Origin of the sequence: Pseudosulfitobacter pseudonitzschiae (assembly GCF_900129395.1) — a bacterium.
Classification (GTDB): domain Bacteria; phylum Pseudomonadota; class Alphaproteobacteria; order Rhodobacterales; family Rhodobacteraceae; genus Pseudosulfitobacter; species Pseudosulfitobacter pseudonitzschiae.
The window spans coordinates 29723-54423 of sequence record NZ_FQVP01000003.1; the positions used below are offsets into that span (position 1 = coordinate 29723).

At 61.5% G+C, this 24701-nt stretch carries 29 protein-coding genes; 20 read left to right on the top strand and 9 right to left on the bottom strand.

Going from position 1 to position 24701, the window contains the following annotated elements:
• Nucleotides 1–57 precede the first annotated feature (57 nt).
• On the bottom strand, nucleotides 58–1014 hold the full coding sequence (locus tag BUC08_RS08090; RefSeq protein WP_037927796.1) for an L-malyl-CoA/beta-methylmalyl-CoA lyase: 957 nt from the start codon (nucleotides 1012–1014) through the stop codon (nucleotides 58–60).
• Nucleotides 1015–1296: 282 nt separating this feature from the next.
• Here BUC08_RS08090 and dgcN point away from each other — a divergent pair, with 282 nt between their 5' ends.
• The 3 genes from dgcN (at nucleotide 1297) to BUC08_RS08105 (ending at nucleotide 4195) form a co-directional block, all read left to right on the top strand.
• Nucleotides 1297–2298 (top strand): N-acetyltransferase DgcN, encoded by a 1002-nt coding sequence (gene dgcN, locus BUC08_RS08095; RefSeq protein ID WP_037927799.1) that lies wholly within the window; start codon nucleotides 1297–1299, stop codon nucleotides 2296–2298.
• Between the two features lie 65 nt (nucleotides 2299–2363).
• The gene (dgcA, locus tag BUC08_RS08100) at nucleotides 2364–3329 is read left to right on the top strand and encodes an N-acetyl-D-Glu racemase DgcA (RefSeq protein ID WP_037927801.1); all 966 of its coding nucleotides are present in this window, start codon (nucleotides 2364–2366) and stop codon (nucleotides 3327–3329) included.
• Nucleotides 3329–4195: a D-amino-acid transaminase gene (locus tag BUC08_RS08105; protein WP_037928162.1), complete on the top strand. Its 867-nt coding sequence runs from the start codon at nucleotides 3329–3331 to the stop codon at nucleotides 4193–4195. The genes dgcA and BUC08_RS08105 overlap by 1 nt, the downstream gene beginning before the upstream one ends.
• A 133-nt stretch (nucleotides 4196–4328) precedes the next feature.
• Here the strand turns inward: BUC08_RS08105 and BUC08_RS08110 are convergent, their stop codons facing one another.
• The 4 genes from BUC08_RS08110 to BUC08_RS08125 form a co-directional block, all read right to left on the bottom strand.
• The gene (locus tag BUC08_RS08110; RefSeq protein ID WP_037927804.1) at nucleotides 4329–4985 is read right to left on the bottom strand and encodes a MarC family protein; all 657 of its coding nucleotides are present in this window, start codon (nucleotides 4983–4985) and stop codon (nucleotides 4329–4331) included.
• Between the two features lie 133 nt (nucleotides 4986–5118).
• Nucleotides 5119–5748 (bottom strand): glutathione S-transferase family protein, encoded by a 630-nt coding sequence (locus BUC08_RS08115; RefSeq protein ID WP_037927807.1) that lies wholly within the window; start codon nucleotides 5746–5748, stop codon nucleotides 5119–5121.
• Nucleotides 5749–5751: 3 nt separating this feature from the next.
• A complete protein-coding gene (locus tag BUC08_RS08120; RefSeq protein WP_037927810.1) occupies nucleotides 5752–6345 on the bottom strand; it encodes an OsmC family protein in 594 nt (197 codons plus the stop codon).
• 90 nt (nucleotides 6346–6435) lie between these two features.
• Nucleotides 6436–6750 (bottom strand): DUF1244 domain-containing protein, encoded by a 315-nt coding sequence (locus BUC08_RS08125; protein ID WP_037928166.1) that lies wholly within the window; start codon nucleotides 6748–6750, stop codon nucleotides 6436–6438.
• A gap of 243 nt (nucleotides 6751–6993) precedes the next feature.
• Here BUC08_RS08125 and pyk point away from each other — a divergent pair, with 243 nt between their 5' ends.
• From pyk to rplT, 4 genes are all read left to right on the top strand, one after another.
• Complete coding sequence (pyk, locus tag BUC08_RS08130; RefSeq protein ID WP_037927813.1) at nucleotides 6994–8439, top strand: pyruvate kinase; 1446 nt, start codon at nucleotides 6994–6996, stop codon at nucleotides 8437–8439.
• Nucleotides 8440–8481: 42 nt separating this feature from the next.
• The gene (locus BUC08_RS08135; protein WP_224554827.1) at nucleotides 8482–8694 is read left to right on the top strand and encodes a hypothetical protein; all 213 of its coding nucleotides are present in this window, start codon (nucleotides 8482–8484) and stop codon (nucleotides 8692–8694) included.
• A 137-nt stretch (nucleotides 8695–8831) separates the two neighbouring features.
• Complete coding sequence (gene rpmI / locus BUC08_RS08140; RefSeq protein ID WP_028957078.1) at nucleotides 8832–9032, top strand: 50S ribosomal protein L35; 201 nt, start codon at nucleotides 8832–8834, stop codon at nucleotides 9030–9032.
• A gap of 15 nt (nucleotides 9033–9047) precedes the next feature.
• On the top strand, nucleotides 9048–9413 hold the full coding sequence (gene rplT, locus BUC08_RS08145; RefSeq protein ID WP_028957079.1) for a 50S ribosomal protein L20: 366 nt from the start codon (nucleotides 9048–9050) through the stop codon (nucleotides 9411–9413).
• A gap of 63 nt (nucleotides 9414–9476) precedes the next feature.
• On the opposite strand, the gene BUC08_RS08150 is transcribed toward rplT, so the two are convergent.
• The gene (locus BUC08_RS08150) at nucleotides 9477–10067 is read right to left on the bottom strand and encodes an NAD(P)H-dependent oxidoreductase (protein WP_037927815.1); all 591 of its coding nucleotides are present in this window, start codon (nucleotides 10065–10067) and stop codon (nucleotides 9477–9479) included.
• Between the two features lie 105 nt (nucleotides 10068–10172).
• On the opposite strand from BUC08_RS08150, the gene BUC08_RS08155 reads away from it, so the two are divergent.
• From BUC08_RS08155 to mscL, 7 genes are all read left to right on the top strand, one after another.
• Nucleotides 10173–10751: a TetR/AcrR family transcriptional regulator gene (locus BUC08_RS08155; protein WP_037927818.1), complete on the top strand. Its 579-nt coding sequence runs from the start codon at nucleotides 10173–10175 to the stop codon at nucleotides 10749–10751.
• 71 nt (nucleotides 10752–10822) lie between these two features.
• Complete coding sequence (pheS, locus tag BUC08_RS08160) at nucleotides 10823–11896, top strand: phenylalanine--tRNA ligase subunit alpha (RefSeq protein WP_037927821.1); 1074 nt, start codon at nucleotides 10823–10825, stop codon at nucleotides 11894–11896.
• Entirely contained in the window at nucleotides 11893–12198 is a 306-nt protein-coding gene (locus tag BUC08_RS24300) for a hypothetical protein (protein ID WP_143186704.1), read from the top strand. Before pheS ends, BUC08_RS24300 begins: the two co-directional genes overlap by 4 nt.
• A gap of 223 nt (nucleotides 12199–12421) precedes the next feature.
• The gene (locus BUC08_RS08165; RefSeq protein ID WP_037927824.1) at nucleotides 12422–12703 is read left to right on the top strand and encodes a YrhK family protein; all 282 of its coding nucleotides are present in this window, start codon (nucleotides 12422–12424) and stop codon (nucleotides 12701–12703) included.
• Nucleotides 12704–12814: 111 nt separating this feature from the next.
• The gene (pheT, locus tag BUC08_RS08170; protein ID WP_037927827.1) at nucleotides 12815–15211 is read left to right on the top strand and encodes a phenylalanine--tRNA ligase subunit beta; all 2397 of its coding nucleotides are present in this window, start codon (nucleotides 12815–12817) and stop codon (nucleotides 15209–15211) included.
• An 18-nt stretch (nucleotides 15212–15229) separates the two neighbouring features.
• Entirely contained in the window at nucleotides 15230–15679 is a 450-nt protein-coding gene (locus BUC08_RS08175; RefSeq protein WP_037927830.1) for a YtoQ family protein, read from the top strand.
• A 144-nt stretch (nucleotides 15680–15823) separates the two neighbouring features.
• Nucleotides 15824–16255, top strand: a complete 432-nt coding sequence (mscL, locus tag BUC08_RS08180) for a large conductance mechanosensitive channel protein MscL (protein WP_037927833.1) — start codon at nucleotides 15824–15826, stop codon at nucleotides 16253–16255.
• 111 nt (nucleotides 16256–16366) lie between these two features.
• On the opposite strand, the gene ald is transcribed toward mscL, so the two are convergent.
• Nucleotides 16367–17485, bottom strand: coding sequence for an alanine dehydrogenase (gene ald / locus BUC08_RS08185; protein WP_037927835.1), 1119 nt, complete (start codon nucleotides 17483–17485; stop codon nucleotides 16367–16369).
• A 141-nt stretch (nucleotides 17486–17626) separates the two neighbouring features.
• Between ald and BUC08_RS08190 the strand changes: the two genes are divergently transcribed.
• Nucleotides 17627–18097, top strand: coding sequence for an Lrp/AsnC family transcriptional regulator (locus BUC08_RS08190; RefSeq protein ID WP_028957292.1), 471 nt, complete (start codon nucleotides 17627–17629; stop codon nucleotides 18095–18097).
• Nucleotides 18094–19683, top strand: a complete 1590-nt coding sequence (locus BUC08_RS08195) for a GMC family oxidoreductase (protein WP_037927837.1) — start codon at nucleotides 18094–18096, stop codon at nucleotides 19681–19683. The genes BUC08_RS08190 and BUC08_RS08195 overlap by 4 nt, the downstream gene beginning before the upstream one ends.
• 92 nt (nucleotides 19684–19775) lie before the next feature.
• Here the strand turns inward: BUC08_RS08195 and rpsU are convergent, their stop codons facing one another.
• Nucleotides 19776–19982 (bottom strand): 30S ribosomal protein S21, encoded by a 207-nt coding sequence (rpsU, locus tag BUC08_RS08200; protein WP_007118112.1) that lies wholly within the window; start codon nucleotides 19980–19982, stop codon nucleotides 19776–19778.
• A 116-nt stretch (nucleotides 19983–20098) separates the two neighbouring features.
• Between rpsU and BUC08_RS08205 the strand changes: the two genes are divergently transcribed.
• From BUC08_RS08205 to BUC08_RS08215, 3 genes are all read left to right on the top strand, one after another.
• Nucleotides 20099–20791 carry a COQ9 family protein gene (locus tag BUC08_RS08205; RefSeq protein WP_037927840.1) on the top strand — a complete coding sequence of 231 codons (693 nt, stop codon included), beginning with the start codon at nucleotides 20099–20101 and terminating at the stop codon, nucleotides 20789–20791.
• Between the two features lie 93 nt (nucleotides 20792–20884).
• Nucleotides 20885–21874, top strand: a complete 990-nt coding sequence (locus tag BUC08_RS08210; protein WP_037927843.1) for an NAD(P)H-quinone oxidoreductase — start codon at nucleotides 20885–20887, stop codon at nucleotides 21872–21874.
• A gap of 13 nt (nucleotides 21875–21887) precedes the next feature.
• Nucleotides 21888–22862: a quinone oxidoreductase family protein gene (locus BUC08_RS08215; RefSeq protein ID WP_037927845.1), complete on the top strand. Its 975-nt coding sequence runs from the start codon at nucleotides 21888–21890 to the stop codon at nucleotides 22860–22862.
• A gap of 144 nt (nucleotides 22863–23006) precedes the next feature.
• Here the strand turns inward: BUC08_RS08215 and BUC08_RS08220 are convergent, their stop codons facing one another.
• Entirely contained in the window at nucleotides 23007–23636 is a 630-nt protein-coding gene (locus tag BUC08_RS08220; protein ID WP_037927848.1) for a ribonuclease T2 family protein, read from the bottom strand.
• 126 nt (nucleotides 23637–23762) lie between these two features.
• Here BUC08_RS08220 and BUC08_RS08225 point away from each other — a divergent pair, with 126 nt between their 5' ends.
• Nucleotides 23763–24521: a DUF1013 domain-containing protein gene (locus tag BUC08_RS08225; RefSeq protein ID WP_037927851.1), complete on the top strand. Its 759-nt coding sequence runs from the start codon at nucleotides 23763–23765 to the stop codon at nucleotides 24519–24521.
• The last annotated feature ends 180 nt before the right edge of the window (nucleotides 24522–24701 follow it).

Below are 24701 nucleotides of genomic sequence, written 5' to 3' on the forward strand. Positions count from 1 at the left end.
GTATGTGGAGGCCCCATTGAGGCACGAACGCGCCCCATAAATCCAGTCACGAGCGTGTCAGCCAGTGATCATCTCGTATTGTTTGACCACGACTTCGGCCTGTTTGATCGACGCGATGTCAACCAGACGCCCCTTGTAGACGGTGGCACCCTCGCCGTTGGCCTTGGCCTGTTCCATCGCGGCCAGAATTTCGCGGGCTTCGGCAACGGCCTCTTCCGAGGGGGTGAACACTTCGTTGGCCAGTGCAATCTGTTTGGGGTGGATGGCCCATTTCCCGACCATGCCCAGCGTGGCCGACCGCAGCGCCTGCGCGCGGAAACCGTCATCGTCGGAAAAGTCGCCAAAGGGGCCATCGACCGGCAGCACGCCATGGGTGCGGCATGCGGCAACGATGGCAGCTTGCGCCCAGTGCCACGGATCGGACCAATGTTTCGCCCCGTCGCGCAGCATGTAATAGTTTTCCTGTGTGCCGCCGATGCCTGTGGTCTGCATCCCCATCGACGCGGCAAAGTCGGCGGCGCCCAGGCTCATCGCGACCAAACGCGGCGAAGATGCCGCGATTTCTTCCACGTGGGCGATGCCGGCGGCAGATTCGATGATGACCTCGAAATTGATTTTCTTCGTGCGCCCCTTGGCGGTTTCAATCGCGGTGACCAGCGCATCGACCGCATAGATGTCGGCGGCGCAGCCCACTTTGGGGATCATGATCTGGTCCAGACGCTCGCCTGCCTGCTCCAGCAGGTCGACCACGTCGCGATACCAATAGGGCGTGTCCAGGCCATTGATGCGCACCGACAGGGTCTTGTTGCCCCAGTCATGCTCCGAAATCGCCTGAATGATATTGGCGCGCGCGGTGTCCTTGTCCGACGGGGCGACGCTGTCTTCGAGATCCATGTTGATCACGTCGGCATCCGATGAGGCCATCTTGGCGAACAGTTTGGTGTTCGAGCCGGGGCCAAAGAGCTGGCAGCGGTTGGGGCGTGCAGGAGGCGTGGGCTGAAGGCGGAAGCTCATCTGGGAACCTTTCGAAGTAATATTATTGCGTCACTGTTGCTCTTGCAGGTATTAAATTACGCCGCCTTTCGCAAGGTTCATTTTGCAAGCGCAGCATTTCCCTGTGGCGTCATGCACTGCGCGGACGGGTATTTCTTCGAAAATATCGGCCATCTTTCGAAGAAATATGCTGAATCACCATGCCGTGCGCCGAGTTTCGAACCAACTTGTGTTGGATTTCGCTCAACATCGGCTCAAAGCGGCTTGAGCCGACGACACGCATGACCAAAAAGGACTGCCATCATGATCAAGACACCCTATCTGCTTTTCCTAGGCGACGCGCCTGACCAACTGGCCGCAAAAGTGGCGCAGGGCATCAAGGACTGGCGCCCGGACAACGCTGTTGGCCAATTCCGGATGGAGGGTTGCGGCGCGGATGTGAAGCTGCCCGATATGACGCTTGAAGAAGGTCTGGAAGCGGGCGCCAAGACGCTGGTCATTGGTGTGGCGAACCGCGGCGGGATCATTTCCAAGGCATGGAAAGAAGTCCTGCTGGCCGCGCTTGAGGCTGGCTATGATCTGGCCAGCGGTCTGCACAACCTGTTGGAAGACGAACCCGAACTGGTTGCCGCTGCCGCAAAATTCGGGCGCGAAATGCACGACGTGCGCGTCGCATCCGTGGATTATCCCATTGCCAACGGTGAAAAGCGCACCGGCAAGCGGGTGCTGGCCGTGGGGACCGATTGTTCCGTGGGCAAGATGTACACAGCACTGGCGCTGGACGAGGCATTGCGCGCCAAGGGTGTGAAAAGCACGTTCCGCGCCACCGGCCAGACCGGCATTTTGATCACCGGCGAAGGTGTGCCGCTGGACGCGGTCGTTGCCGACTTTATGGCCGGGTCGATCGAATACCTGACGCCCGACAACGATGCCGACCATTGGGATATCATCGAGGGCCAGGGCAGCCTGTTCCACGTCAGCTATTCCGGCGTGACGCTGGCGCTGATCCACGGCGGCCAGCCCGACGCGCTGATCATCTGCCACGAGCCGACCCGCAAGCACATGCGCGGCCTGCCCAGCTATACGCCGCCCAGCATCGGTCAGGTCAGCGAACTGGCACTGGCGCTGGCCAAGGTTGCGAACGCGGACTGCAAGGTCGTGGGCATTTCGGTGAACACACAGCACATGGGCGACGCAGAGGCGCGCGCCTATCTGGCCGAGCTTGAGGCTGAATACGGCATGCCTGCGGTTGACCCGTTCCGCCACGGGGCCGAGCGGCTGGCGGATGCGATTGCAGCTTTGTAAGCTGCGCCTGTTGCCGGGGGCGGATGCCTCCGGCGGAAGTTTTTCTGGCAAGATGAAGGTGACGTATGCGCATTGATGTGACGCGGGATGTGTTCCAGTTGGCACAAGTCTTTACCATTGCGCGCGGGTCGCGGACCGAGGCGCAGGTGCTGACGGTTCGGGTGACCGACGGAGACGTGACGGGCGTGGGCGAATGCGTGCCCTATGCCCGCTATGATGAAACGCTGGACAGCGTAACAGAGCAGATCAACGGGTTGCCTGCGGATATTTCGCGGATGGGTCTGTATGATCTGCTGCCGGCCGGTGCGGCGCGCAACGCCGTTGACTGTGCGTTGTGGGATCTGGAAGCGAAACGCGCAGGCAAGCGGGTGTGGGAGCTGGCCGGGCTGGTCCGGCCCGGCCCCGAGATCACCGCCTATACCCTGTCGCTGGACAGCCCCGAAGCAATGCAGGCGCAGGCGGCGAAGAACGCCTTTCGTCCGCTGTTGAAGATCAAACTGGGCACGCCAGACGACATGCCCCGGCTTGAGGCCGTGCGCGCGGGTGCGCCCGACGCGCGGATCATCGTGGACGCCAACGAAGGCTGGTCCGCTGATGTTTATGCCGATCTGGCCCCGCACCTGGTGCGTCTGGGCGTGCAGTTGGTCGAACAACCGTTGCCCGCTGGCGAGGATGATGCGCTGATCGGCATGGACCGTCCCGTGCCCGTGTGCGCGGATGAGAGCTGTCATGACCGCGCATCGTTGCCGCATCTGAAAGGCAAATACGACGTTGTCAACATCAAGCTGGACAAGACCGGCGGGCTGACCGAAGCCCTTGCGTTGCGTGACGCGGCGCTGGCGCAAGGTTACCGCGTGATGGTTGGCTGTATGGTCGGATCGTCGCTGGCGATGGCCCCTGCGACGCTGGTGGCGCAAGGGGCCGAGGTTGTAGACCTTGACGGGCCGCTTCTGTTGGCCGAAGACCGCGACGAACCTTTGATCTTTGACGCCGCTGGGGTGCATCCCCCCAGTGCGAAACTATGGGGATGATGCACATGCGTACTGTTTATGTGAACGGCGACTACCTGCCCGAGACCGAAGCGAAAGTGTCGATTTTTGATCGCGGCTTTCTGATGGCCGACGGCGTCTACGAAGTGACCAGCGTGCTGGACGGCAAGCTGATCGACTTTGACGGCCACGCGGTACGCCTGCAACGCTCGCTGGACGAGCTGGACATGAAGAACCCGATCACCAAGGACGACCTGCTGGAAGTGCACCGCGAATTGGTGCGTCTGAACGGGATCGAAGAGGGCATGATCTATCTGCAAATCACCCGTGGCGCGCCCGATGACCGTGATTTTGCCTTCCCCGACCCTGAAACCGTGCCGTGCACCGTGGTTCTGTTCACCCAGAACAAGCCGGGCCTTGCCGCCAATCCGGTGGCGCAAAAGGGCATCAAGGTGATCAGCATCGAAGACATCCGCTGGGGCCGCCGCGACATCAAGACGGTGCAGTTGCTGTACCCTTCGATGGGCAAGATGATGGCCAAGGCGGCAGGCGTCGATGACGCATGGATGGTGCAGGACGGTTTCGTGACCGAAGGCACCAGCAACAACGCCTATATCGTCAAAGGTGGCAAGATTATCACCCGACCCAAGACCAACGATATCCTGCACGGCATTACCCGCGCCGCCGTTTTGCGCTTTGCCGAAGAGGCGCAGATGACCGTGGAAGAGCGCAACTTTACCATCGAAGAAGCGCAGAACGCCGACGAGGCGTTCATCACCTCGGCCAGCACCTTTGTCATGCCCGTGGTCGAAATCGACGGCGCGCAGATTGGTGACGGCAAACCGGGTTCGGTGGCACCCCGCCTGCGCGAAATCTATCTGGAAGAAAGCCGCAAGGTCGCGATTTAAATCGCGGCTTTGGCGCGTGCCGCCATCCGACCCTTCGGGGAGAGTTTTTCTGGCAAGATGAAGGCAGGTTCCTGCGTCTATCTCGTTTGATTAATCCTTCCTGAAGGGCCGAACGGCAAACGGCGCATGTGTATCATTCCAAAGGCGCAGAAATCGCTTCGGGCGGCTCTAGGCTGAGCACGCCCAGCGCGTCCAGGCCGCCCATGATCGAATCCACCGCGATGGTGGCCAGGATGATGCCCATCACGCGGCTGATGACGCTGGCGCCGGTGTTGCCGATCAGCTTGTGAATGACGGTCGCGGCCAGAAGCAGGGCCAGCGTGATGGCGAGCACCAGCACCAGAATGCCCGCTGTTATGACCTGTTCGGCCACCGTCTGGCTGTGATTGTCGGTCAGCACGACAATGGCCAGCATCGCCCCGGGCGACGCGATGGATGGCATCGCCAGCGGAAACACTGCCCCTGCCATCGGGTCGCGGCCCGCGGCGGAGATTTCATTGTCGGATTTGGAATCGCCAAAGATCATCGACAGGGCGAACAGGAACAAGACGATCCCGCCCGCGATCTGGAACGAGCCGAAGCGCAGGCCGAGACCCTCCAGCAGGAACTGGCCGCCGACCAGGAAGGCCAGCAACACCAGCCCCGCGATAATGGTGGCGCGCAGGGCGATCCGTCGGTGCAGCGCGCGCGGTGCACGGGCTGCGGCATAAAGGAACACCGGAATGGTGCCGACGGGGTCGATAACAACGAACAGTGTGACAAATTCGCGGGCGAGGCTGGTGAAGTCCAAGGGGTGGGCTTTCGATTAGGGGGACTCGCCGGGATATATCCATGATCTGTCAATAATAGAAGGCCAACACAGGCGTTGCCTGACGCAGACCACCGTTAGACGGGCGGTCTGCTGCCTGTTGGGTCGGATCGGGCTAAACTCTGGCGCTGGGGCGGGCTTTGATCGCCTCGTACCAGCGCATCAGGTTCGGCGTTTCGTCCGTCACGCCCATCTTGATCACCCGGGCAAAGTCGCTGAACACAAAGGCCGAGATGTCGGCAAATGTGAACGCGTCACCTGCCAGATAGGCGCTGACGGCCAGCCGCTGTTCCAGCATGTCCTTGAACAATCCCACCCGGACGCGACCGCGTTCGGCCAGTTCCGGGATCTGTTCAAAGTTGGCAGGCCCCGGAATTGCGCGGTTTTTCATATGCGGGTTCGAGTTGCGCAGCACCTCGGCCACGGCCGCTGCCCCCTGGCTTTCGCAGATCGCGTTCCATTGCAGGATTTCCGCGCGCTCATCGGGTGTTGTGCCGATCAGCGGCGGTTCGGGATGCGTGTCCTCAAGGTACATGGCGATGGCCAGGTTTTCGGTCAGCGTGGTGCCTGCGTCAGTGATCAACACCGGCAGCGTCGCACGCGGGTTTACTGCGCGGAAAGCCTCGCCCAGTTGTTCGCCCTTGGCGATGGATATGTCATGCGTTTCGGGTGTCAGCCTCTTTTCGGCCAGAAACATCCGCGCGCGGCGCGGGCTGGGGGCGGTCGAGCAATCGTAGAAGATCATGTGTCAGCCCTCGCGGTTGATGGTTTCGACCCCGTTGTGGATCAGCCGCGTTGACCAGGGGATCGGGTTGCGCAGGGCAAAGTGGGCCATGCAGGCGCCTTCGGCCTCGTCCAGCAATTCCTGGATTCGCTCTTGCGGCTCGGGGCTGTCGATCAGTACATGGGTTTCCACCATTTCGGTTTCGCCCTCGGTCGTGTGGCCCATGTCGCGCATGGTGCTGAGGTTGGTTTTGAACCGCACCCTTTGTTCCAGCCGCAACGAGGTGATTTCGATTTTGCGGGCGGTGTAGATGTCGGTCAGGTGGGTCATCAGGCAAAAGCCAATGCCCGCACAGAAATAGGCCAGCGGCGGCGGCGCTGTGTCATCGCCCACGGGTGTCTGTTCGTCGCAATAGAGCCGCAGCGGCGAAAACCCCGGAATGTTCACTTGGACCGTGCCGGTCTTTTTCTGGCGGCCCGTTGCCTCGGCCACGAGGTTCACCTCGAAATGCAGCGGTTCGGGCGGTCGGCCCTTTTTGAACGGACTGGGGGTGTATTGGGTGGGCGCGGGTGGCGCATCGGCGCGGGTACCCACGTGGTAACGGCGTGTTTCGGTCATTGTTGTCCTCCCCTGACGTGGCGGGAGGGTGTCGCGGCGCACAGCTCTTGTCCAGTCACGAAGAGGCGGACCGCCGCGACGGAAGATGCATCAGCTCTTGTCGGTGACGTTCTCTGCAAAGGCTTGCTTGAACTCGGACTGCTGGGCGCTGGAAGCATCGGTTTGATAGTTGGCTTTCCACTCGTCCATGGTCATGCCGTAGAACGCCTCGCGGCCTTCGTCCTTGGTCATCTCGATCCCACGCGCGTTCGCGGCCTCCTGATACCAGCGCGACAGACAGTTGCGGCAGAAGCCGGCCAAGTTCATCATGTCGATGTTCTGCACGTCGGTGCGGTCCTGCATCAGGTGTTGCTGCAAGCGGCGAAAGGCGGCGGCTTCCAGTTCGATCTGTGTCTGTGCGTCCATGGGGCGGTGTCCTTTGTGCTGGTGTGCAAGCTCAAGATTGGCGTCTTTGTGGGCAGCTTCAAGGTGCAGTGCAAGCATGCCTTGGACCATCGGCGGGGCCAAACTGATGCGGCGGCGTTCATATGGCCGTCATTCTTTGGTTCTAGGTGCAGGTCAGTTGTTATTGCGGGCGAATTGGGTGATAACGGTTGAAATGGCCTGCGGTTGCCGCTGGAACGCCCTGAGAGAGAAGGTTAGCGCTAAATGAGACGTAATCGGAATGTAAAGATTGTCGCCACACTTGGCCCTGCCTCTGATGACTATGACATGATTCGTGCGCTGCACGAGGCCGGTGCAGATGTGTTCCGTCTGAACATGAGCCACGGCAGCCACGACGAGATTGCGGTCAAGCACAAGATTATCCGCCAGGTGGAAGCGGACCTTGGCAGCACCATCGGCATTCTGGCCGACCTTCAGGGGCCAAAGCTGCGCGTTGGTGTGTTCGCGGGCGACAGCGAAATGCTGGAAGAAGGTGCTGCGTTTCGTCTGGACCTGGACCCTGCCGAGGGCAATGCAGCCCGTGTGTGCCTGCCGCACCCTGAGATTTTCGCGGCACTGAAGCCCGGTGCCTCCTTGCTGGTCAACGATGGCAAGATCCGCCTGAAGGTCGAGGATTGCGGCGATGATTTTGCCAATTGCACGGTGATCGCGGGCGGTGTGATCTCGAACCGCAAGGGCGTGAACGTGCCCGACGTGGAACTGCCGCTGGCCGCGCTCAGCGACAAGGACCGTGCCGATCTCGAGTTCGTGTGCGCGCTGGGCGTCGACTGGCTCGCGCTCAGCTTTGTGCAGCGTCCGGGGGATGTGGAAGAGGCGCGGGGGCTGGCCAAGGGCCGTGCTGCGATCCTGTCCAAGATTGAAAAGCCCAGTGCAGTGGAGCGGTTTGACGAAATCCTCGCCGTCAGCGATGGCATCATGGTGGCCCGTGGCGACCTGGGCGTGGAACTGCCGGTGCAGAACGTTCCGCCGATCCAGAAGCGGCTGGTCCGCAAATGCCGCAGCGCCGCCAAGCCGGTGATCGTGGCGACGCAGATGCTGGAAAGCATGATCGAAAGCCCCATGCCGACCCGCGCCGAAGTGTCGGACGTGGCCACTGCGATCTATGAAGGTGCGGATGCCGTCATGCTGAGCGCCGAAAGCGCCGCAGGCAATTATCCGGTCGAGGCGGTGCGCACGATGGACAATGTCGCCACCGAGGTCGAACGCGACCCGACCTATACGCAGATCATAGAAAGCAGCCGCGACGCCAAGCGCAACAGTGTGGCCGACGGTATCGTGGCCGCCGCCCGCGAGATTGCCGAAACGACGAACATCAAGGCGATCTGCTGCTTTACCCAAAGCGGCACAACCGCCCTGTTGACCGCCCGCGAACGGCCCCGTGTGCCGATCATCGCGCTGACCCCGCTGGTTGGCACCGCGCGGCGTCTGGCGCTGAGCTGGGGGTGCAACTGTGTGATCACCGAAACGATGGAGCGGTTCAAGATGGCCGTGGTCGGCGCGGCCAAGGCGGCGCGATCCGAAGGCTTTGCGACCGAGAACGACCAGATCGTCGTGACGGCCGGTGTGCCGTTCAACGTGCCGGGCACGACGAATATCCTTCGTGTGGCGCCTTGCGATGAACGTTTGATTTTCAGCACTGATCCGGAATAGCGTTGCTGGATGGACAAGCTGTCGAATTATCTGGATTCTGACATGGCCCTCGTACTGGGGGTGGTGTTCGCATTGTTGTCGATCCCGTCCATCCTGTCGGCCATGACCGACGGGCGTGCGCCGCGGGCTTCGGCCGTTACGATCCTGATTGCGGGGGCCTTGATCATTTTCGCGATCAAGACCCATCCGGGCGGTTACCAGATCAGCGATGTGCCCCATGCCTTTGTCACGGTCGTCGCCCGTTACATGCCCTGACGATATCTGCGTCCTGGCCTGCGAATTAGCGCTTGCCTCGTAGGCGGATGCCTCCTATATGCACCTCTCGTTCTGCGCGTCCGGCCCACAGTGGCATGCCGAGTCGCGCGTCTACCGAACTCAAGAAGGAGACGGAAATGCCCAAGATGAAGACCAAGTCGAGCGCCAAAAAGCGCTTCAAGGTGAGTGCCACAGGCAAAGTCATCGGTGCCCAGGCTGGCAAACAGCACGGCATGATCAAGCGGACAAACAAGTTCATTCGCAACGCACGCGGTACGACAGCTTTGTCGGCACCCGATGCCAAGATCATCAAGGGCTTTATGCCCTACGACCGATAAGAAGGAGCCTGAACCATGTCACGCACCAAAGGCGGCACAGTCACACACGCACGTCACCGTAAAATCGTCAAAGCCGCAAAAGGCTATTACGGACGTCGCAAAGCAGTATTCAAAGTTGCAACACAGGCGGTCGACAAGGCCAACCAGTACGCAACACGCGACCGGAAGAACCGCAAGCGCAACTTCCGCGCCCTGTGGATCCAGCGCATCAACGCCGGCGTTCGCGCCCATGACGAATCGCTGACATACAGCCGGTTCATCAATGGTCTGAACCTGGCAGGCATCGAAGTTGACCGTAAGGTTCTGGCCGATCTGGCCGTGAACGAACCAGCGGCCTTCGCAGCCATCGTCGACCAGGCCAAAGGCGCGCTGCCCGCGTAACCTTTGACGGTTGAACAGATTTGAAAGGCCCTGCCATCCGGCGGGGCCTTTTGCGTTGCGGGCTCAGGCGCCTGCGGTGCCCAACTGGCGCGCTGTGGCGATCCATGTGTCCGTGCGCCCGGCCTTTGGATGGCTGGCCCCCGCGAAAAAGCTGACGCGGGTCGGGGTGATGCCCACAAACTTCAGGATATGGTCGCGCAATTGCCGGATCATGGCGCTGCGGTAGATCAGCGACAGAAACCAGCGCGGCGTGTCCGACGTGATGACCAGGCGCGCGCTGCGCCCTTGCAGCATGGGGCGGGGCATACCGGTGATTTTCAGATTGCGGGTGTCATAGCTGCGCCCCGGCAGGAATGCCCGGTCAAACATTCCCTTGAGCTTGGCAGGCAGCCCGCCCCACCACATGGGCGTGGTGATCACCACGTGCTGCGCCCATTCGATATCGCCCAGCAGCGTTTCAAGGTCCGGCTCCAGCGGCTTGGAATAGGTGTAGCCGTTAAACCCATAGTCGGAATCAAAGGCCATGTCGCGCAGGTGGGTCAGGCGCACGTCATGCCCGGCCGCCTGTGCGGCGGCGGCATATGTCTCGGCCAGCGTGCGGTTCAGCGACGTTTCGGCGGGGTGTCCGTTCAGGATGAAAATACGTTTGGGCATGGGGGAATCTCATTAAATTGACCATGGTCAAAATCGATAGGCTCAAAAGTGACCGCGGTCAATAACAAATTTGACCACGGTCACGAACCATGGCAGACAAGGGGGATGAAACAGCCTGTCCAGCAACGCACCCTGAAGACCCGAGCGCGCCTCTTGGCCGCGGCGGAAGAGGTCGTGCAGGCCCAAGGCTTCGAAGCGCTGCGCGTCGATCAGGTCGTGGTGCGGGCAGGTGTGGCCAAGGGCACGTTCTTTGCCCACTTCACGGACAAGGACGCGCTGATGTCCCAGTTGATCGGGGCGCGGATCAATGCGGCCCTTGACGGGATCGAGGCACGACCGACCCCGCGTGACGTGGATCAGATCGTGCAGGCGCTGCTGCCGCTGATGGCGCTGTTGACCCGCGAGCGCTATGTGTTCGACGTGTTCCTGCGCCATTCAGGGGCAGCATTGGCCGAAGAGATCGGGCCGATTGCCGAAACCATTGGCCGCTTTCAGGAGGTGCTGGAACGCTGGCTGGACGGCGCACCGGTGCGCCGCGATGTATCCGTTGCCGTGCTGGCCGAAGGTATACAGGCGTTTTTGATCCAGGTGATCGCAATGCATTTCTGCGCCCTGCACAGCGATATCGATATGCCGACGCGGCTGGACCCGTATTTGCGTGCATGGCTGTTGCCGCCTGCGTGACAGCCTTGCCTCCCTTGTAATCAGCCGCGTTTCTGCTAGCACGTCTGCGACAGATTACAGGACGGTTGACGATGGACGATCTCAAGCAAAAATATCTCGGACAGATTGCCAACGCTGCCGATGAATCCGCGCTGGAAGAGATCCGCGTGACGGCTGTTGGCAAAAAGGGCGAAGTGGCGCTGAAGATGCGCGAGCTGGGCAAGATGACGCCCGAGGAACGGCAGGTTGCCGGCCCGGCGCTGAATGCGCTCAAGGACGAGATCAACAGCGCGCTGGCCGCGAAGAAAGCCGCCCTTGGCGATGCCGCACTGGACGAACGCCTGCGGTCTGAATGGCTGGACGTGTCGTTGCCGGGTCGTGGCCGTCGTGTTGGCACGATCCACCCGATCAGCCAGGTCACCGAAGAAGTCACCGCCATCTTTGGCGAGATGGGCTTTGCGAGCGCCGAAGGGCCGCGCATCGACACCGACTGGTACAACTTCGACGCGCTGAACATTCCCGGCCACCACCCCGCCCGCGCCGAGATGGACACGTTCTATATGCACCGCGCCGAGGGCGACGACCGTGCGCCCAACGTGCTGCGCACCCACACCAGCCCCGTGCAGATCCGCACGATGGAGGCCCAGGGCGCGCCGCTGCGCATCATCTGCCCCGGCGGTGTGTACCGTGCCGACTATGACCAGACCCACACGCCGATGTTCCACCAGATTGAAGGTCTGGCGATCGACAAGGATATCTCGATGGCCAACCTGAAATGGGTGCTGGAAGAATTCTTTGCCGCCTTTTTCGAGGTCGACACGATCAAGACCCGCTTCCGCGCGTCACACTTCCCCTTCACCGAACCGTCGGCCGAGGTGGACATTCAGTGTTCGTGGGAAAACGGCACCGTCAAAGTGGGCGAAGGCGACGACTGGCTGGAGGTGCTGGGCAGCGGCATGGTGCACCCCAAGGTTCTGCAAGCGGGCGGGATCGACCCGAACGAATGGCAGGGCTTTGCCTTTGGCATGGGGATCGACCGGATCGCGATGCTGAAATACGGCATCCCCGATCTGCGTGCGTTCTTTGATTCAGATCTGCGCTGGCTGCGGCACTACGGCTTTGCCTCGCTGGACGTGCCGACGTTGCATGGTGGGTTGAGTCGGTGATTACTTTCACTGGAGCAGTCGTTTGGTTTGGTGGAACCGTATTGGCAGGATTGGGATTTCTCTTGGGCAAGGCTTTTTCTCAATCTGAGAGAATCCTTGATCAAAAACGACTTGCCTATGAAGAGTTTTTGCGACTTTGCCCTGCGCCGAACGAAGCTCAGTTTGGTGAAGAGATGGACGTAAAACAAATGCAAAGATCCATTGGGATTTTGACTCTATATGGCTCTGAAGAGGCATTGAAATTCGCTTCTAAACTATTTCGCGGATTTCGCAGCAGCGCAGGAAATCCTTATAGATGTTGAAGACGCAGGGCATCCTCGGTTTTTGGAGCTAATGAGGAATTATAATCGTATGGTTTGGGCTATGCGAGTTGATGCAATGAGTTGGTCGATATTTGCCCCTACAAAAAAAGGTCGGCAGTACAGACCGAGCTAAGACAGCGGGGTGGTGGTCATGGCGGTTTCACTAGAGTCTTGTGCCGCAGAAATTGCTTTTCGTCCGCGACATTTAAAGTGAAGGCCCCCCATGCTCTTCAGACCCGATCAGCACACCTATAGCGAAGACGACCTGCGCCGTTATGCCGTCTTCGAAATCATCTATACGCTGATTGACTTTTCGGCGGCGGGGCTGTTCCTGATCGGCTCGGTCATGTTCCTGTCCGAGGCGTGGCAAACCCCCGGCACATGGCTGTTCATCGCCGGATCGGTGCTGTTTGCCACCAAGCCCACCCTGCGCCTGATCCGCGAATTGCGGCTGGCAGCGGCGGGGGATGAAAAGGATCTGGGCGCGCGCTTCACCGAAGACTGACGCAGAAAACGCGCGACCGTCCTGTGCGCCAACCGCCCGTCCACGCAGGTGTTGCACCCAACCGTATTTCTTGTCATTGCAGGGCGGCATATTCCGCAGGGGTAAAAGACCATGAAATTCACGCTGTCCTGGCTCAAGTCGCATCTGGAAACCGATGCCACACTGGATGAGATCACATATGCGCTGACCGACCTCGGGCTTGAGGTTGAAGGCGTCGAAGATCGCGGGGCGGCGCTGGCGGCGTTTACCATCGGTTACGTGGAAAGCGCGGAAAAGCACCCCGATGCGGACCGTTTGCGCGTCTGTCAGGTGCAGACCGACGAGGGCGTAAAACAGATCATCTGTGGCGCCCCGAACGCGCGGCAGGGGATCACCGTGGTTGTGGCCAAGCCGGGCGTTTACGTGCCGGGCATCGACACCACCATCGGCGTCGGCACCATCCGTGGCATCGAAAGCTATGGCATGATGGCATCCGAGCGCGAGCTTGAGCTGTCGGAAGAGCATGACGGGATTATCGAGTTGGCATCGGGCGAGGTCGGGCAAACCTTCACCGACTGGCTGGCCGCGAATGATCCGGCCAAGGTCGATCCTGTGATCGAGATTGCGATTACCCCCAACCGCCCCGACGCCTTGGGCGTGCGCGGCATTGCCCGCGATCTGGCAGCGCGCGGTCTGGGCACGTTGAAACCCAGCGCGGTCGATGTGGTCGAGGGCAGCTTTGCCAGCGACATCAAGGTCAGCATCGACGACGACACGCTGGACGGCTGCCCGCTGTTCTGTGGCCGTGTGATCAGGGGCGTGAAAAATGGCCCCAGCCCTGTGTGGTTGCAGGACCGTCTGCGGGCTATCGGCCTGCGCCCGATCAGCTTCCTGGTCGATGTCACCAACTTCTTCACCTACGATCTGAACCGCCCCTTGCACGTCTTTGACGCGGACAAGGTTGCGGGAAACCTGCGCGTGCATCGCGCGGCGGGTGGGGAAACCATCACTGCGCTGGATGACAAGGACTATACCCTGCAAGCGGGCCAGATGGTGATTTCCGACGACAATGGCGTCGAAAGCATCGCGGGCATCATGGGCGGCGCGGCCTCGGGCTGTACCGACGAGACGGTGAATGTCTTTGTCGAAAGCGCCTATTGGGATACGGTGCAGATCGCCTATGCGGGCCGTGCGCTGAAAATCAACTCGGACGCGCGCTATCGCTTTGAACGCGGGGTTGATCCTGCGTTCACACCCGAAGGGTTGGAACATGCCGTGCGGATGATCGTGGACCATGCAGGCGGTGAGGCGTCGCACCCGGTGCAGGCCGGTTCGGTGCCCGACACGGCGCGCGCCTACAAACTGGACGCGGCACGGGTGCAATCGTTGGTCGGTATGGAAATCCCCGAAAGCCAGCAGCGCCAGACGCTGACCGCGCTGGGCTTCCGGCTTGAGGGCGACATGGCCCACGTGCCCAGCTGGCGCCCCGATGTGCAGGGCGAGGCCGATCTGGTCGAAGAGGTCGCACGCATCGCCTCGCTGACCAAGCTGGAGGGCAAGCCGCTGCCGCGTCTGACCGCCGGCGTGTCGCGCCCCGTGATGACCCCAAGCCAGCGTCGCGAGCAGATTGCACGGCGCACCACGGCGGCGCTGGGGTATAACGAACTGGTCACCTACAGCTTTATTGATCAGGCCAGTGCCGCGCTGTTTGGAGGTGGGGATGACCTGACGCGGCTGGAAAACCCGATTTCCACTGACATGAGCCATATGCGCCCCGCGCTGCTGCCCGGTCTGCTGGCCGCCGCGGCGCGCAACCAGGCGCGCGGGTTCTCTGATCTGGCGTTCTTCGAGGTTGGCCCCGCCTTCCACGGCGGCGAGCCGGGCGAACAGCACACGTTGGTCAGTGGCCTGCTGGTCGGACGCACCGGCCCCAAGGACGTGCACGGTGCCTCGCGCCCTGTCGATGTCTACGATGTCAAAGCCGACGCCGAGGCGATCCTGGCCGCCATGGGCGCGCCTGCCAAGGTGCAGATCCTGCGTGGCGCATCAGACTGGTGGCACCCGGGCCGTCACGGCAAGATCTGCCTCGGGCCGAAAAAGGTGCTGGGCGTCTTTGGCGAGGTTCATCCGCGCGTTCTGGCCGCCATGGACGTCAAGGGCCCCGCGATGGCCTTTACCCTGTGGCCCGACGAAGTTCCGATGCCGCGCAAATCCGGTGCCAGCAAGGGCGCGCTGACCATCAGCGACCTGCAAGCGGTCGAGCGTGACTTTGCCTTTGTGGTCGACGCCGAAGTCGAGGCGCTGACGCTGGTCAACGCCGCCCAAGGGGCCGACAAGGCGTTGATCGAAGACGTGCGCGTGTTCGACGAATTCATCGGCGGCAGCCTGGGCGAGGGCAAGAAATCGCTGGCCATCACCGTGCGCCTGCAACCCACCGACAAGACGCTGAAAGAGGCCGACATCGAGGCGGTCAGCGCCAAGGTGGTCGAGAAGGTGACGAAGGCAACCGGCGGCACGCTGCGGGGATAATCTGCGAAAGGAATTGTGATGACACTCAAGGTATATCTTTCCGGCGAAATCCACACCGATTGGCGCGACCAGATCATTCAGGGCGCGCAGGGGCTGGACGTGTCCTTTGACAGCCCCGTCACCGATCATGCCGCCAGTGACGATTGCGGTGTTGAAATCCTTGGGGCCGAGCCAGACAAGTTCTGGCACGACCGCAAGGGGGCGCAGTTGAACGCCATCCGCACCCGCAAGGGCATTGCGGATGCCGACGTTGTGGTGGTGCGTTTTGGCGACCAGTACAAGCAATGGAACGCGGCCTTTGACGCGGGGCAGGCGGCCGCCTTGGGCAAATCGCTGATTGTCCTGCACGGCCCCGACCATGCCCACGCGCTGAAAGAGGTCGACGCCGCAGCTTTGGCCGTGGCGCAAGAGCCGCATCAGGTGGTCGATATCCTGCGCTATGTGCTGACCGGAAAACTGCCCGGCTGAACCTGCCGCTGATTGTTTCCAAAAATCGCCAATGCGCTGGCAGGTCTGTGAAATTGCCTGCCCAGATACAAAAACCTGTGTTAAATCGTATGCGTCGGCGCATCAAAAGCGATAACGCGCGCCACAATTAACGAGGGACCAAACATGCTGAACGAATTCAAAGCTTTCATCGCCAAGGGCAATGTCATGGACATGGCCGTTGGTATCATTGTGGGCGCTGCCTTTACCGCCATCGTCAGCTCGATGGTGGCTGATCTGATCAACCCGATCATCGGCTTGTTCACCGGTGGTGTCGATTTCACCAACAATTACGCGGTTCTGTCCGGTGAGGTTCCGGCTGGTGCATCGTTGGAAGCTGCCCGTGAGGCGGGCGCATCGGTCTTTGCTTATGGATCGTTCCTGATGGCTGTCATCAACTTCCTGATCATCGCATTTGTGGTGTTCATGCTGGTCAAGATGGTCAACCGCATCAAATCCGCCGCTGAAAAGCCCAAGGATGTCGCCCCCGAGGTGCCCGCGGGCCCGTCCGAGCTGGACGTGCTGCTGGAAATCCGCGACCAGCTGGCCAAGCGTTAAACAGGCAAAGGCCCGCGCAGATCGCTCCGCACGGGCCTTTTCGCTTCATCTTGCCGGTTAAACTCCGGGGGAAGGCGCGTATGCGCCGAGGGGCAGAGCCCCAGCCGACGCTTATAGTTTCAGCGCGTCCTCGGGTGTGGTCACAGCCAGCCCCAGCGCCTCGCCCACGGCCGCATATGTCAGCTTGCCCGCGTGCACGTTCAGCCCTGCCAGCAGGTGCGGATCATCGGCACAGGCCTGTTTCCAACCTTTGTCGGCCAGTGCCAGCATGAAGGGCATCGTGGCATTGCCCAAGGCAATGGTGGATGTCCGCGCAACAGCCCCCGGCATGTTGGCCACGCAGTAATGCATGATCCCGTCCACGTCATAGATCGGGTCCTGGTGCGTGGTGGCTTTGGATGTCTCGAAGCACCCGCCCTGATCAATCGCCACATCCACCAGCGCCGCGCCGGGCTTCAGCTCGGACAGTTGCGCCCGTGACAGCAGCTTGGGTGCGGCAGCGCCCGGCACCAGCACTGCGCCGATGATCATGTCGGCGGAACGCGCCAACTCGATGGTGTTGCCCGCGCTGGCATAGCTGGTCTTGAACACACCGGCAAAGGTATCGTCCAGATAGCGCATACGCGGCAGTGAACGGTCCAGCACGGTCACGTCCGCGCCCATGCCCGCCGCGACACGCGCGGCATGGGTGCCGACCACCCCACCGCCGATCACCACGACTCGGGCGGGGCTGACACCCGGCACACCGCCCAGCAGCACGCCGCGCCCGCCATTGGCCTTTTGCAGCGTCCACGCGCCGACCTGCGGTGCCAGCCGGCCGGCAACCTCGGACATCGGGGCCAGCAATGGCAGCCCGCCCATGCGGTCGGTCACGGTCTCGTAGGCGATGCAGGTCGCGCCCGAGGCCAGAAGGTCGTGGGTCTGGTCGGGGTCCGGTGCCAGATGCAGATAGGTGAACAGTACCTGCCCCTCGCGCAGCATCTTGCGCTCGACGGCCTGGGGTTCCTTGACCTTGACGATCATGTCAGCGGCGGCAAAGACCTCTTTGGCCGTGCCGAGGATCTGCGCGCCCGCAGCCGTGTAAGCCGTGTCTTCAAACCCCGCGCCAACGCCGGCACCCGCCTGAATGAGGACGGTGTGACCGTGCGCCACGGCCTCTTGTGCGGCGTTGGGGGTAATCCCGACGCGAAATTCCTGTGGTTTGATCTCTGTTGGACATCCGATTTTCATCTGCCACTCCCTCGTGTTGCAGTATGACGCACAGTTTATTGCCTTTCGGCCGCAAGAACCCACGAAAGGCCCCTCGCCATTTGCCCCTTTCGTCGAATAGTCTGGCGTTGAAACGCTATTATTTCGAAGGAATGTGCGTAAATGTCAGTAGATGCGACCGATCGGCGTATTCTCGAAGCGCTTCAGCGCAAGGGCCGGATGTCGAATGCGGACCTGTCGGAACAGGTCAACCTCAGCGCCTCGGCCTGTCACCGGCGGGTGCAGCGGCTGGAGGCCGAGGGATACATCCGAGATTACGTTGCCTTGCTGGATGCACGCAAGATGGGCGTGTCGACAACGGTTTTCGTCGAAATCACGCTTCAGGGGCAGGCGGACGAGGTGTTGGACGCCTTTGAAAAAGCGGTGCGCCGGATACCTGATGTGCTGGAGTGTCACCTGATGGCAGGCACCGCCGATTATATCCTGAAAGTGGTCGCTGAAAACACCGAGGACTTTGCACGCATCCACCGTCAGCACCTGGCACGCCTGCCCGGTGTGGCGCAGATGCAGTCCAGCTTTGCCTTGCGAACGGTGTTCAAGACAACGGCCTTGCCGGTCTGGGGGGAGAAATGAGCGATTGGGATTATATCGTTGTCGGCGCAGGCAGCGCCGGTTGCGTGGTGTCCAAGCGTCTGAGCGATGCGGGGCACCGCGTGTTGCTGTTAGAGGCGGGCGGCAAGGACAACTACCATTGGGTGCATATCCCCATGGGCTATCTCTATTGCATCGGCAATCCGCGCACCGACTGGATGTATCGCACAGCACCTATGGACGGGTTGAACGGGCGGTCGCTGTTGTACCCACGCGGCAAGGTGTTGGGCGGCTGTTCGTCGATCAACGGCATGTTGTACCTGCGCGGGCAGGCGGCGGACTACGATGGCTGGCGGCAAATGGGGCTGACCGGCTGGGGCTGGGACGATGTGCTGCCCTATTTCAAGAAATCCGAAGATTACGTTGATGGACCGTCAGACATGCACGGGGCAGGCGGCGAATGGCGGGTTGAGAACCAGCGCCTGCACTGGGACCTGCTGGACGACTGGATGGAGGCGGCTGCGGCCTGGGGCTTGCCCAAGGTCACCGATTTCAACACCGGCGACAACGAAGGCGTGGGATATTTCCGCGTCAATCAGCGCAACGGCTGGCGCATGAACACGGCCAAGGCGTTCCTGCGCACCGCGACGGGCAAGACGCTGAAGGTCGAGACACAGGCCCACACCCGCCGCATCCTGATAAAGGACGGGCGCGCCGTGGGCGTGGAATACGACCGTGCCGGAGAGACCCGACAGGCGCGGGCGGGGGCCGAGGTGATCCTGTGTGCCGGTGCGGTCAACAGTCCGCAAATCCTGCAACTGTCGGGCATCGGCCCGGGCGATCTGTTACAAGAACATGGGATCGGCGTACAACATGACGCGCCACAGGTGGGGGCCAACCTGCAAGACCACTTGCAATTGCGCTGTGCCTGGCGGCTGACACGGGTCAAGACATTGAACACCATGGCCAACAGCCTGTGGGGCAAGGCGATGATCGGCATGGAATATGCCCTGCGCCGCAGCGGCCCGATGTCGATGGCCCCCAGCCAGTTGGGCGCGTTCAGCAAGTCGCGTCCCGACCTGGCCACGGCGGATCTGGAATATCACGTACAGCCGCTGTCGCTCGAGGCGTTTGGCCAGCCCTTGCACAATTACCCCGCAATCACCGCCAGTGTCTGCAACCTGCGTCCCGAAAGCCGTGGAACGGTGCAGATTGCGTCGGCGGACCCGCACGATGCGCCTGTCATCGCGCCCAACTACCTGTCCACCGAAGGCGACCGTCAGGTTGCGCGTGATGCCATCCGTCAGGTGCGTGAGATCATGGCGCAGACCCCGATGCAACGTTATGCGCCGGAAGAATTGAAGCCCGGCGCGCAGGCGCAGACCGATGCCGAGCTGACGCAGGCGGCAGGGGATGTGGGCACGACAATCTTTCATCCCACCTGCACGGTGCGGATGGGGGGCGATGATGCGCCGCTGGACGGTGAGATGCGCCTGCGCGGGGTCGGCGGCCTGCGCGTGGTGGATGCCAGCGCCATGCCTGCCATCCCCAGTGGCAACACCAATGCGCCGACGATCATGATGGCGGAAAAGGCCAGCGACATGATCCTGGCCGCCGCACGCGGCTAAGCGCGATTCGCCTGCCCCGGAAAACAACAAACCCCCGCAGGCGTGGCCATGCGGGGGTCCGTAATCTTAAAGCAGCTTACGCCGGGGATGACTTACATCATACCTTCGCGTTGAGCCTTTTTGCGTGCCAGCTTGCGGGCACGGCGGATCGCTTCGGCTTTCTCGCGTGCTTTTTTCTCGGAGGGTTTCTCGAAATGCTGCTTAAGCTTCATTTCACGAAACACACCTTCGCGCTGAAGTTTTTTCTTCAGGGCGCGCAGCGCTTGATCGACGTTGTTGTCGCGAACACTAACCTGCATGTGGTTTTCACCACCTTTCTAAGTTGAGTTGCAAGGATTTGCAGGAAGTGGGCATATAGCAACTGTGACCTAGTTTGTCCAGTACCCGGACGCACCCGCCACAAGGAGGTATCGAGATGAACGCGAACTATGCCGAAACCAAGGAGGCGCTGTTGCAGGCGGCCCTGAGCCACGTGGCATTCGACGGCTGGACCGATGCGACCTTTCAGGCCGCCATCCGCGACGCGGACGTGGCGCCGGCGGTTGCGCGTGCCGTGTGCCCGCGCGGTGCGGTCGATCTGGCGCTGGCCTATCATGCGGCGGGCGATCAGGCGATGGTCGCGCGGTTGCAGTCCGAAGACCTGAGCGCCCTGCGCTTTCGTGACCGCATCGCTGCCGCCGTGCGCTACCGGCTTGAGGCGGTCGAGGACAAGGAAGCCGTGCGCCGTGGCACCACGCTGTTTGCGCTGCCCACTCATGCCGCCGACGGGGCCAAGGCGATCTGGGGCACGGCCGATGCCATCTGGACCGCGTTGGGTGACACCTCGGACGATGTGAACTGGTACACCAAGCGGGCCACGCTGTCGGGTGTCTATGGTTCGACTGTGCTGTACTGGCTGGGCGATGACAGTATCGACCACCAGGCGACATGGGCGTTTCTGGACAGGCGCATCGACAACGTCATGCAGATCGAAAAGCTCAAGGCGCAGGTGCGTGACAATCCTGTTCTGTCCAGGCTGATGGCAGGCCCGAACAAGTTGATGGAAGCGATCAGGCGCCCTTCGGACCGGGGCGGTTTTCCCGGTCGCTGGAGCAAGCCCCGCAATTGACGCCACGTGCCGCGCCTGCCGCGTGATGTGCTGTCGGTTCCGTCCCGGCCTGCGCCCTGCTAGGCATGTGAAAATGACATTCAGGAGTTCCCCATGACACAGACCATGCGCGCGATCGAGATCACCAAGCCCGGCGGGCCGGACGTATTGCAACCCACCGAACGCCCGATGCCGCAGGCCGGGCACGGTCAGGTTGTCATCAAGGTGGCCTTTGCCGGTGTGAACCGCCCCGACGCCCTGCAACGTGCAGGCATGTACGCGCCACCCAAGACCGCCAGCGATCTGCCGGGGCTGGAAGCGTCGGGCGTGATCACCGAAGTTGGCGCAGGCGTGACCGATTGGGCCGTGGGCGACAAGGTATGTGCCCTGCTGCCCGGCGGTGGCTATGCAGAATACGTGGCAACACCCGCCGCGCATTGCCTGCCTGTGCCTGACGGCATGGACATGAAACAGGCGGCTTGCCTGCCCGAAACCTTCTTTACCGTCTGGTCCAACGTGTTCACGCGCGGCGGGCTGAAAGGCGGCGAGCGGTTCCTGATCCACGGCGGGTCCAGCGGGATCGGCACGACGGCAATCCAGTTGGCCCAGCACTTTGGCGCACGGGTCTTTGTCACCGCTGGGTCGGCAGAAAAATGTGCCGCCTGTGTTGAACTGGGCGCAGAGCGGGCGATCAACTACAAGGACGAGGATTTCGTCGAGGTCATGAAAGAGGCAGGCGGCGCCGATCTGATCCTGGACATGGTGGGCGGCGATTACATCCCGCGCAACCTGTCGGCGCTGGCCGATGATGGGCGGCTGGTGCAGATCGCGTTCCTGCAAGGGCCCAAGGTCGAGATGAACTTTGCCCCGTTGATGACGCGCCGACTGACGATGACGGGCAGCACGCTGCGTCCGCAAAGCGATCTGGCCAAGGCGCGCATCGCACAGGACCTGCGCGAAGCGGTCTGGCCGTTGCTGGCGGCGGGCAAGATTGCGCCGGTGATGGACAGCACCTTTGCCTTCGAGCAAGCGTGCGACGCGCACGCGCGCATGGAAACCAGCACCCATATCGGTAAGATCGTTCTGGAAATCGGCGGCGCATAAGGGGGTCCCTGACATGGCACTGACAGCAATCATCAAGGAAAACGGCGGGCCCGAGAATTTTGTTCTCGAAGACCGCCCCGTCGGAGATCCCGGCCCCGGTGAAGTGCGTATCGCGCACAAGGCGGTGGGGCTGAATTTCATCGACGTGTACCAGCGCACGGGGCTTTATCCGATGAAACTGCCTCACGCGCTGGGGATGGAGGCCGCCGGGATCATCGAGGCGGTGGGCGAGGGGGTCACACACCTCAGCGTTGGTGACCGTGCAGCCTATGCGGCACAACCACCCGGTGCCTATTGCGAGGCGCGGGTGATGCCCGCGGCACAGGTCTGTCCGCTGCCCGACGACATCAGCTTTGAACAGGGTGCGGCGATGATGCTGAAAGGCATGACGGTAGAGTATCTGCTGCATCGGACAACGCCATTGCAAATGAACAATACGGTGCTGTTCCACGCGGCCGCCGGCGGTGTGGGGCTGATCGCCTGTCAATGGGCGCGGTCGGAAGGGATCAAGCTGATCGGCACCGCTGGTACGGACGAAAAATGCGCGCTGGCGCGCGAGCATGGGGCCGCGCATTGCATCAACTATCGCACCGAGGACTGGGTCGCACGGGTGCGTGAACTGACCGACGGCAAGGGCGTTGACGCGGTGATGGACGCCGTGGGCAAGGACACGTTCGACGGATCGCTGAATTGCCTGAAACCTCTGGGCATGATGATCTCGTTCGGGAATGCTTCTGGGCCGGTGCCGCCGTTTGACCTGGGCATTCTGGGCCCCAAGGGATCGTTGAAAATCACCCGACCGTCGATCTTTACCCATATTGCCGACCACAAAACCTGTCAGCAAATGGCGCAACACCTGTTCGACAAGGTACTGTCCGGTGATGTGGAGATCCGCATCGATCAACGGTTTGCGCTGAAAGATGTGGCCGAAGCGCACCGCGCGCTGGAGGCCCGCAAGACGACCGGCAGCACCATCCTGACGCTGTAGCGGCTGCCGCCCCCGCGGAAGCCTCTGGCGCGGACTTTATGAACCAGGGAGGGGGGCGGACACTGTGGTGATCCGCCCCTTTTGCGTCCGGGCGTATGGTTCTTTGGCACCAGGTATCCCCGCCGCAGGTTCCGGCCTTCTTTGCTATCGCACGGGATCGAAAACGGCGTCTTTCATCCGGCAATCGCGCACCACGTCCTGCCCGCAGGGCACCGGTTTCAGATCACGCGAGAGGCAGATGCGGGCTTCCTCTATCATGCCGTCCTGACAGGTGATGGTGATGCCATCACGCTCGAATCCGGGATTGGCTTGCAGGAATGCCTCTTCGACGACGGATGCAGGCAGCTTCATCCGCTTGGTGATCTTGCGAAAAACGGGTGGGCGCACGACCAAGGCATAGGCCTCGCGCGACAGGGCATAATAGTCGGCGGCGCTCAGGCCGGTGCAGGTTCCGTGTTTTTTCCACTGGTGCCATGCCAGGCCGGATGTGCCCATGATATCAGACATTTGTGCGGTCATGCCCCGCGATGGCGGGCGCTCAGCGGTGTTGCAATAGGATGGAAATCCGCGATGGTACTGCGGCCACAGGCCATGCAGAATCCAGCCGTGATCCTGGCTGTCATCGCATTGCGGTGACCTGCGCGCATCGCCTTCCCGCAGGCACCAGTTGGGCGACCATGACAGCGACATCACGTAATAGTCGAACACCCCCGCACGGTCGTTTTCCGCCCAAACGGGCAGGGCCATACAAAGCCAGATCAGTGCTGCGCGCATTCGCCTCTTTCCTTATGCCCCTTGGAACAGTATATAGCCGCCAAGTTCCCCGACAATGGAAACCGTTCTGCCCCGCAGGACAGCCCTTTCAGGCGACGGGAAAGTTATGCTTAAAGGAGCGAGACAATGGCAAAACCGATCATGGCCAAGGCGACAGCCGTCTGGCTGGTGGACAATACGACAATCAGCTTCAAGCAGATTGCCGACTTCGTCGAAATGCATGAACTCGAAGTGCAGGGCATCGCCGACGGTGACGTGGCAGCAGGCGTCAAAGGCTTTGACCCCATCGCCAACAACCAGTTGACGCAGGACGAAATCGACGCCGCGGAAAAGAACCCCGCGCACAAGCTGAAGCTGAAATTCAACGCAGCTGCCCAGGGCGAGGAAAAACGCCGTGGCCCGCGCTATACGCCGCTGTCGAAACGTCAGGACCGTCCCGCCGCGATCTATTGGCTGGTCAAGTTCCACCCCGAACTGGCGGACAGCCAGATCTCGAAGTTGGTGGGCACAACCAAGCCGACCATTCAGGCGATTCGTGAGCGCACGCACTGGAACATTGCCAACATCCAGCCTGTTGATCCCGTCGCGCTTGGCCTGACCAAACAGTCCGAACTGGACGCCGCCGTTCAAAAGGCCGCTGCCAAGAAGGCCGCTGAAGGTGCCGTGATGACCGATGACGAGCGCCGCAAGCTGGTCAGCACCGAGCAAAGCCTTGGTATGGAGGCCGAGCCCAAGATCCCCACGGCGATCGAAGGTCTGGAGACATTCAGCCTGTCAGGCCGTGATGAGGATGAAGACGAAGACAAGAAAAGCGCGCACCTGGATGCCGCCAACCTGTTCAACCTGCCCGAGGGCGGTGACGACGACGAAGACGACGACAACTGATTGCAGGCAAATTAGACCTGTGAAAGGGCGGTGGGGGCAACCCTGCCGCCCTTTTGTGCAGGCTGAACCTATGATGCGCAACTGTTTGAATTTCGAGAAAACGGGGCCGACTGCATTTTACATCTTGTACGAATCCACAATGCATATACGTGCGCATTTACAGACGCCAACGCACGCGCC

Coding starts and splice junctions, on each gene's coding strand:
- pyk (WP_037927813.1), top strand. CDS start 6,994: ATGAGACGTAATCGGAATGTAAAGATTGTCGCCACACTTGGCCCTGCC.
- BUC08_RS08220 (WP_037927848.1), bottom strand. CDS start 23,636: ATGCGCGCAGCACTGATCTGGCTTTGTATGGCCCTGCCCGTTTGGGCG.
- rplT (WP_028957079.1), top strand. CDS start 9,048: ATGTCACGCACCAAAGGCGGCACAGTCACACACGCACGTCACCGTAAA.
- BUC08_RS08190 (WP_028957292.1), top strand. CDS start 17,627: ATGTCAGTAGATGCGACCGATCGGCGTATTCTCGAAGCGCTTCAGCGC.
- BUC08_RS08155 (WP_037927818.1), top strand. CDS start 10,173: ATGAAACAGCCTGTCCAGCAACGCACCCTGAAGACCCGAGCGCGCCTC.
- pheT (WP_037927827.1), top strand. CDS start 12,815: ATGAAATTCACGCTGTCCTGGCTCAAGTCGCATCTGGAAACCGATGCC.
- BUC08_RS08135 (WP_224554827.1), top strand. CDS start 8,482: ATGGCCCTCGTACTGGGGGTGGTGTTCGCATTGTTGTCGATCCCGTCC.
- BUC08_RS08125 (WP_037928166.1), bottom strand. CDS start 6,750: ATGGACGCACAGACACAGATCGAACTGGAAGCCGCCGCCTTTCGCCGC.
- BUC08_RS08215 (WP_037927845.1), top strand. CDS start 21,888: ATGGCACTGACAGCAATCATCAAGGAAAACGGCGGGCCCGAGAATTTT.
- ald (WP_037927835.1), bottom strand. CDS start 17,485: ATGAAAATCGGATGTCCAACAGAGATCAAACCACAGGAATTTCGCGTC.
- BUC08_RS08105 (WP_037928162.1), top strand. CDS start 3,329: ATGCACATGCGTACTGTTTATGTGAACGGCGACTACCTGCCCGAGACC.
- BUC08_RS08115 (WP_037927807.1), bottom strand. CDS start 5,748: ATGATCTTCTACGATTGCTCGACCGCCCCCAGCCCGCGCCGCGCGCGG.
- BUC08_RS08150 (WP_037927815.1), bottom strand. CDS start 10,067: ATGCCCAAACGTATTTTCATCCTGAACGGACACCCCGCCGAAACGTCG.
- BUC08_RS08205 (WP_037927840.1), top strand. CDS start 20,099: ATGAACGCGAACTATGCCGAAACCAAGGAGGCGCTGTTGCAGGCGGCC.
- rpmI (WP_028957078.1), top strand. CDS start 8,832: ATGCCCAAGATGAAGACCAAGTCGAGCGCCAAAAAGCGCTTCAAGGTG.
- BUC08_RS08165 (WP_037927824.1), top strand. CDS start 12,422: ATGCTCTTCAGACCCGATCAGCACACCTATAGCGAAGACGACCTGCGC.
- BUC08_RS08225 (WP_037927851.1), top strand. CDS start 23,763: ATGGCAAAACCGATCATGGCCAAGGCGACAGCCGTCTGGCTGGTGGAC.
- rpsU (WP_007118112.1), bottom strand. CDS start 19,982: ATGCAGGTTAGTGTTCGCGACAACAACGTCGATCAAGCGCTGCGCGCC.
- BUC08_RS08195 (WP_037927837.1), top strand. CDS start 18,094: ATGAGCGATTGGGATTATATCGTTGTCGGCGCAGGCAGCGCCGGTTGC.
- dgcA (WP_037927801.1), top strand. CDS start 2,364: ATGCGCATTGATGTGACGCGGGATGTGTTCCAGTTGGCACAAGTCTTT.
- pheS (WP_037927821.1), top strand. CDS start 10,823: ATGGACGATCTCAAGCAAAAATATCTCGGACAGATTGCCAACGCTGCC.
- BUC08_RS08090 (WP_037927796.1), bottom strand. CDS start 1,014: ATGAGCTTCCGCCTTCAGCCCACGCCTCCTGCACGCCCCAACCGCTGC.
- BUC08_RS08175 (WP_037927830.1), top strand. CDS start 15,230: ATGACACTCAAGGTATATCTTTCCGGCGAAATCCACACCGATTGGCGC.
- BUC08_RS08120 (WP_037927810.1), bottom strand. CDS start 6,345: ATGACCGAAACACGCCGTTACCACGTGGGTACCCGCGCCGATGCGCCA.
- mscL (WP_037927833.1), top strand. CDS start 15,824: ATGCTGAACGAATTCAAAGCTTTCATCGCCAAGGGCAATGTCATGGAC.
- dgcN (WP_037927799.1), top strand. CDS start 1,297: ATGATCAAGACACCCTATCTGCTTTTCCTAGGCGACGCGCCTGACCAA.
- BUC08_RS08210 (WP_037927843.1), top strand. CDS start 20,885: ATGACACAGACCATGCGCGCGATCGAGATCACCAAGCCCGGCGGGCCG.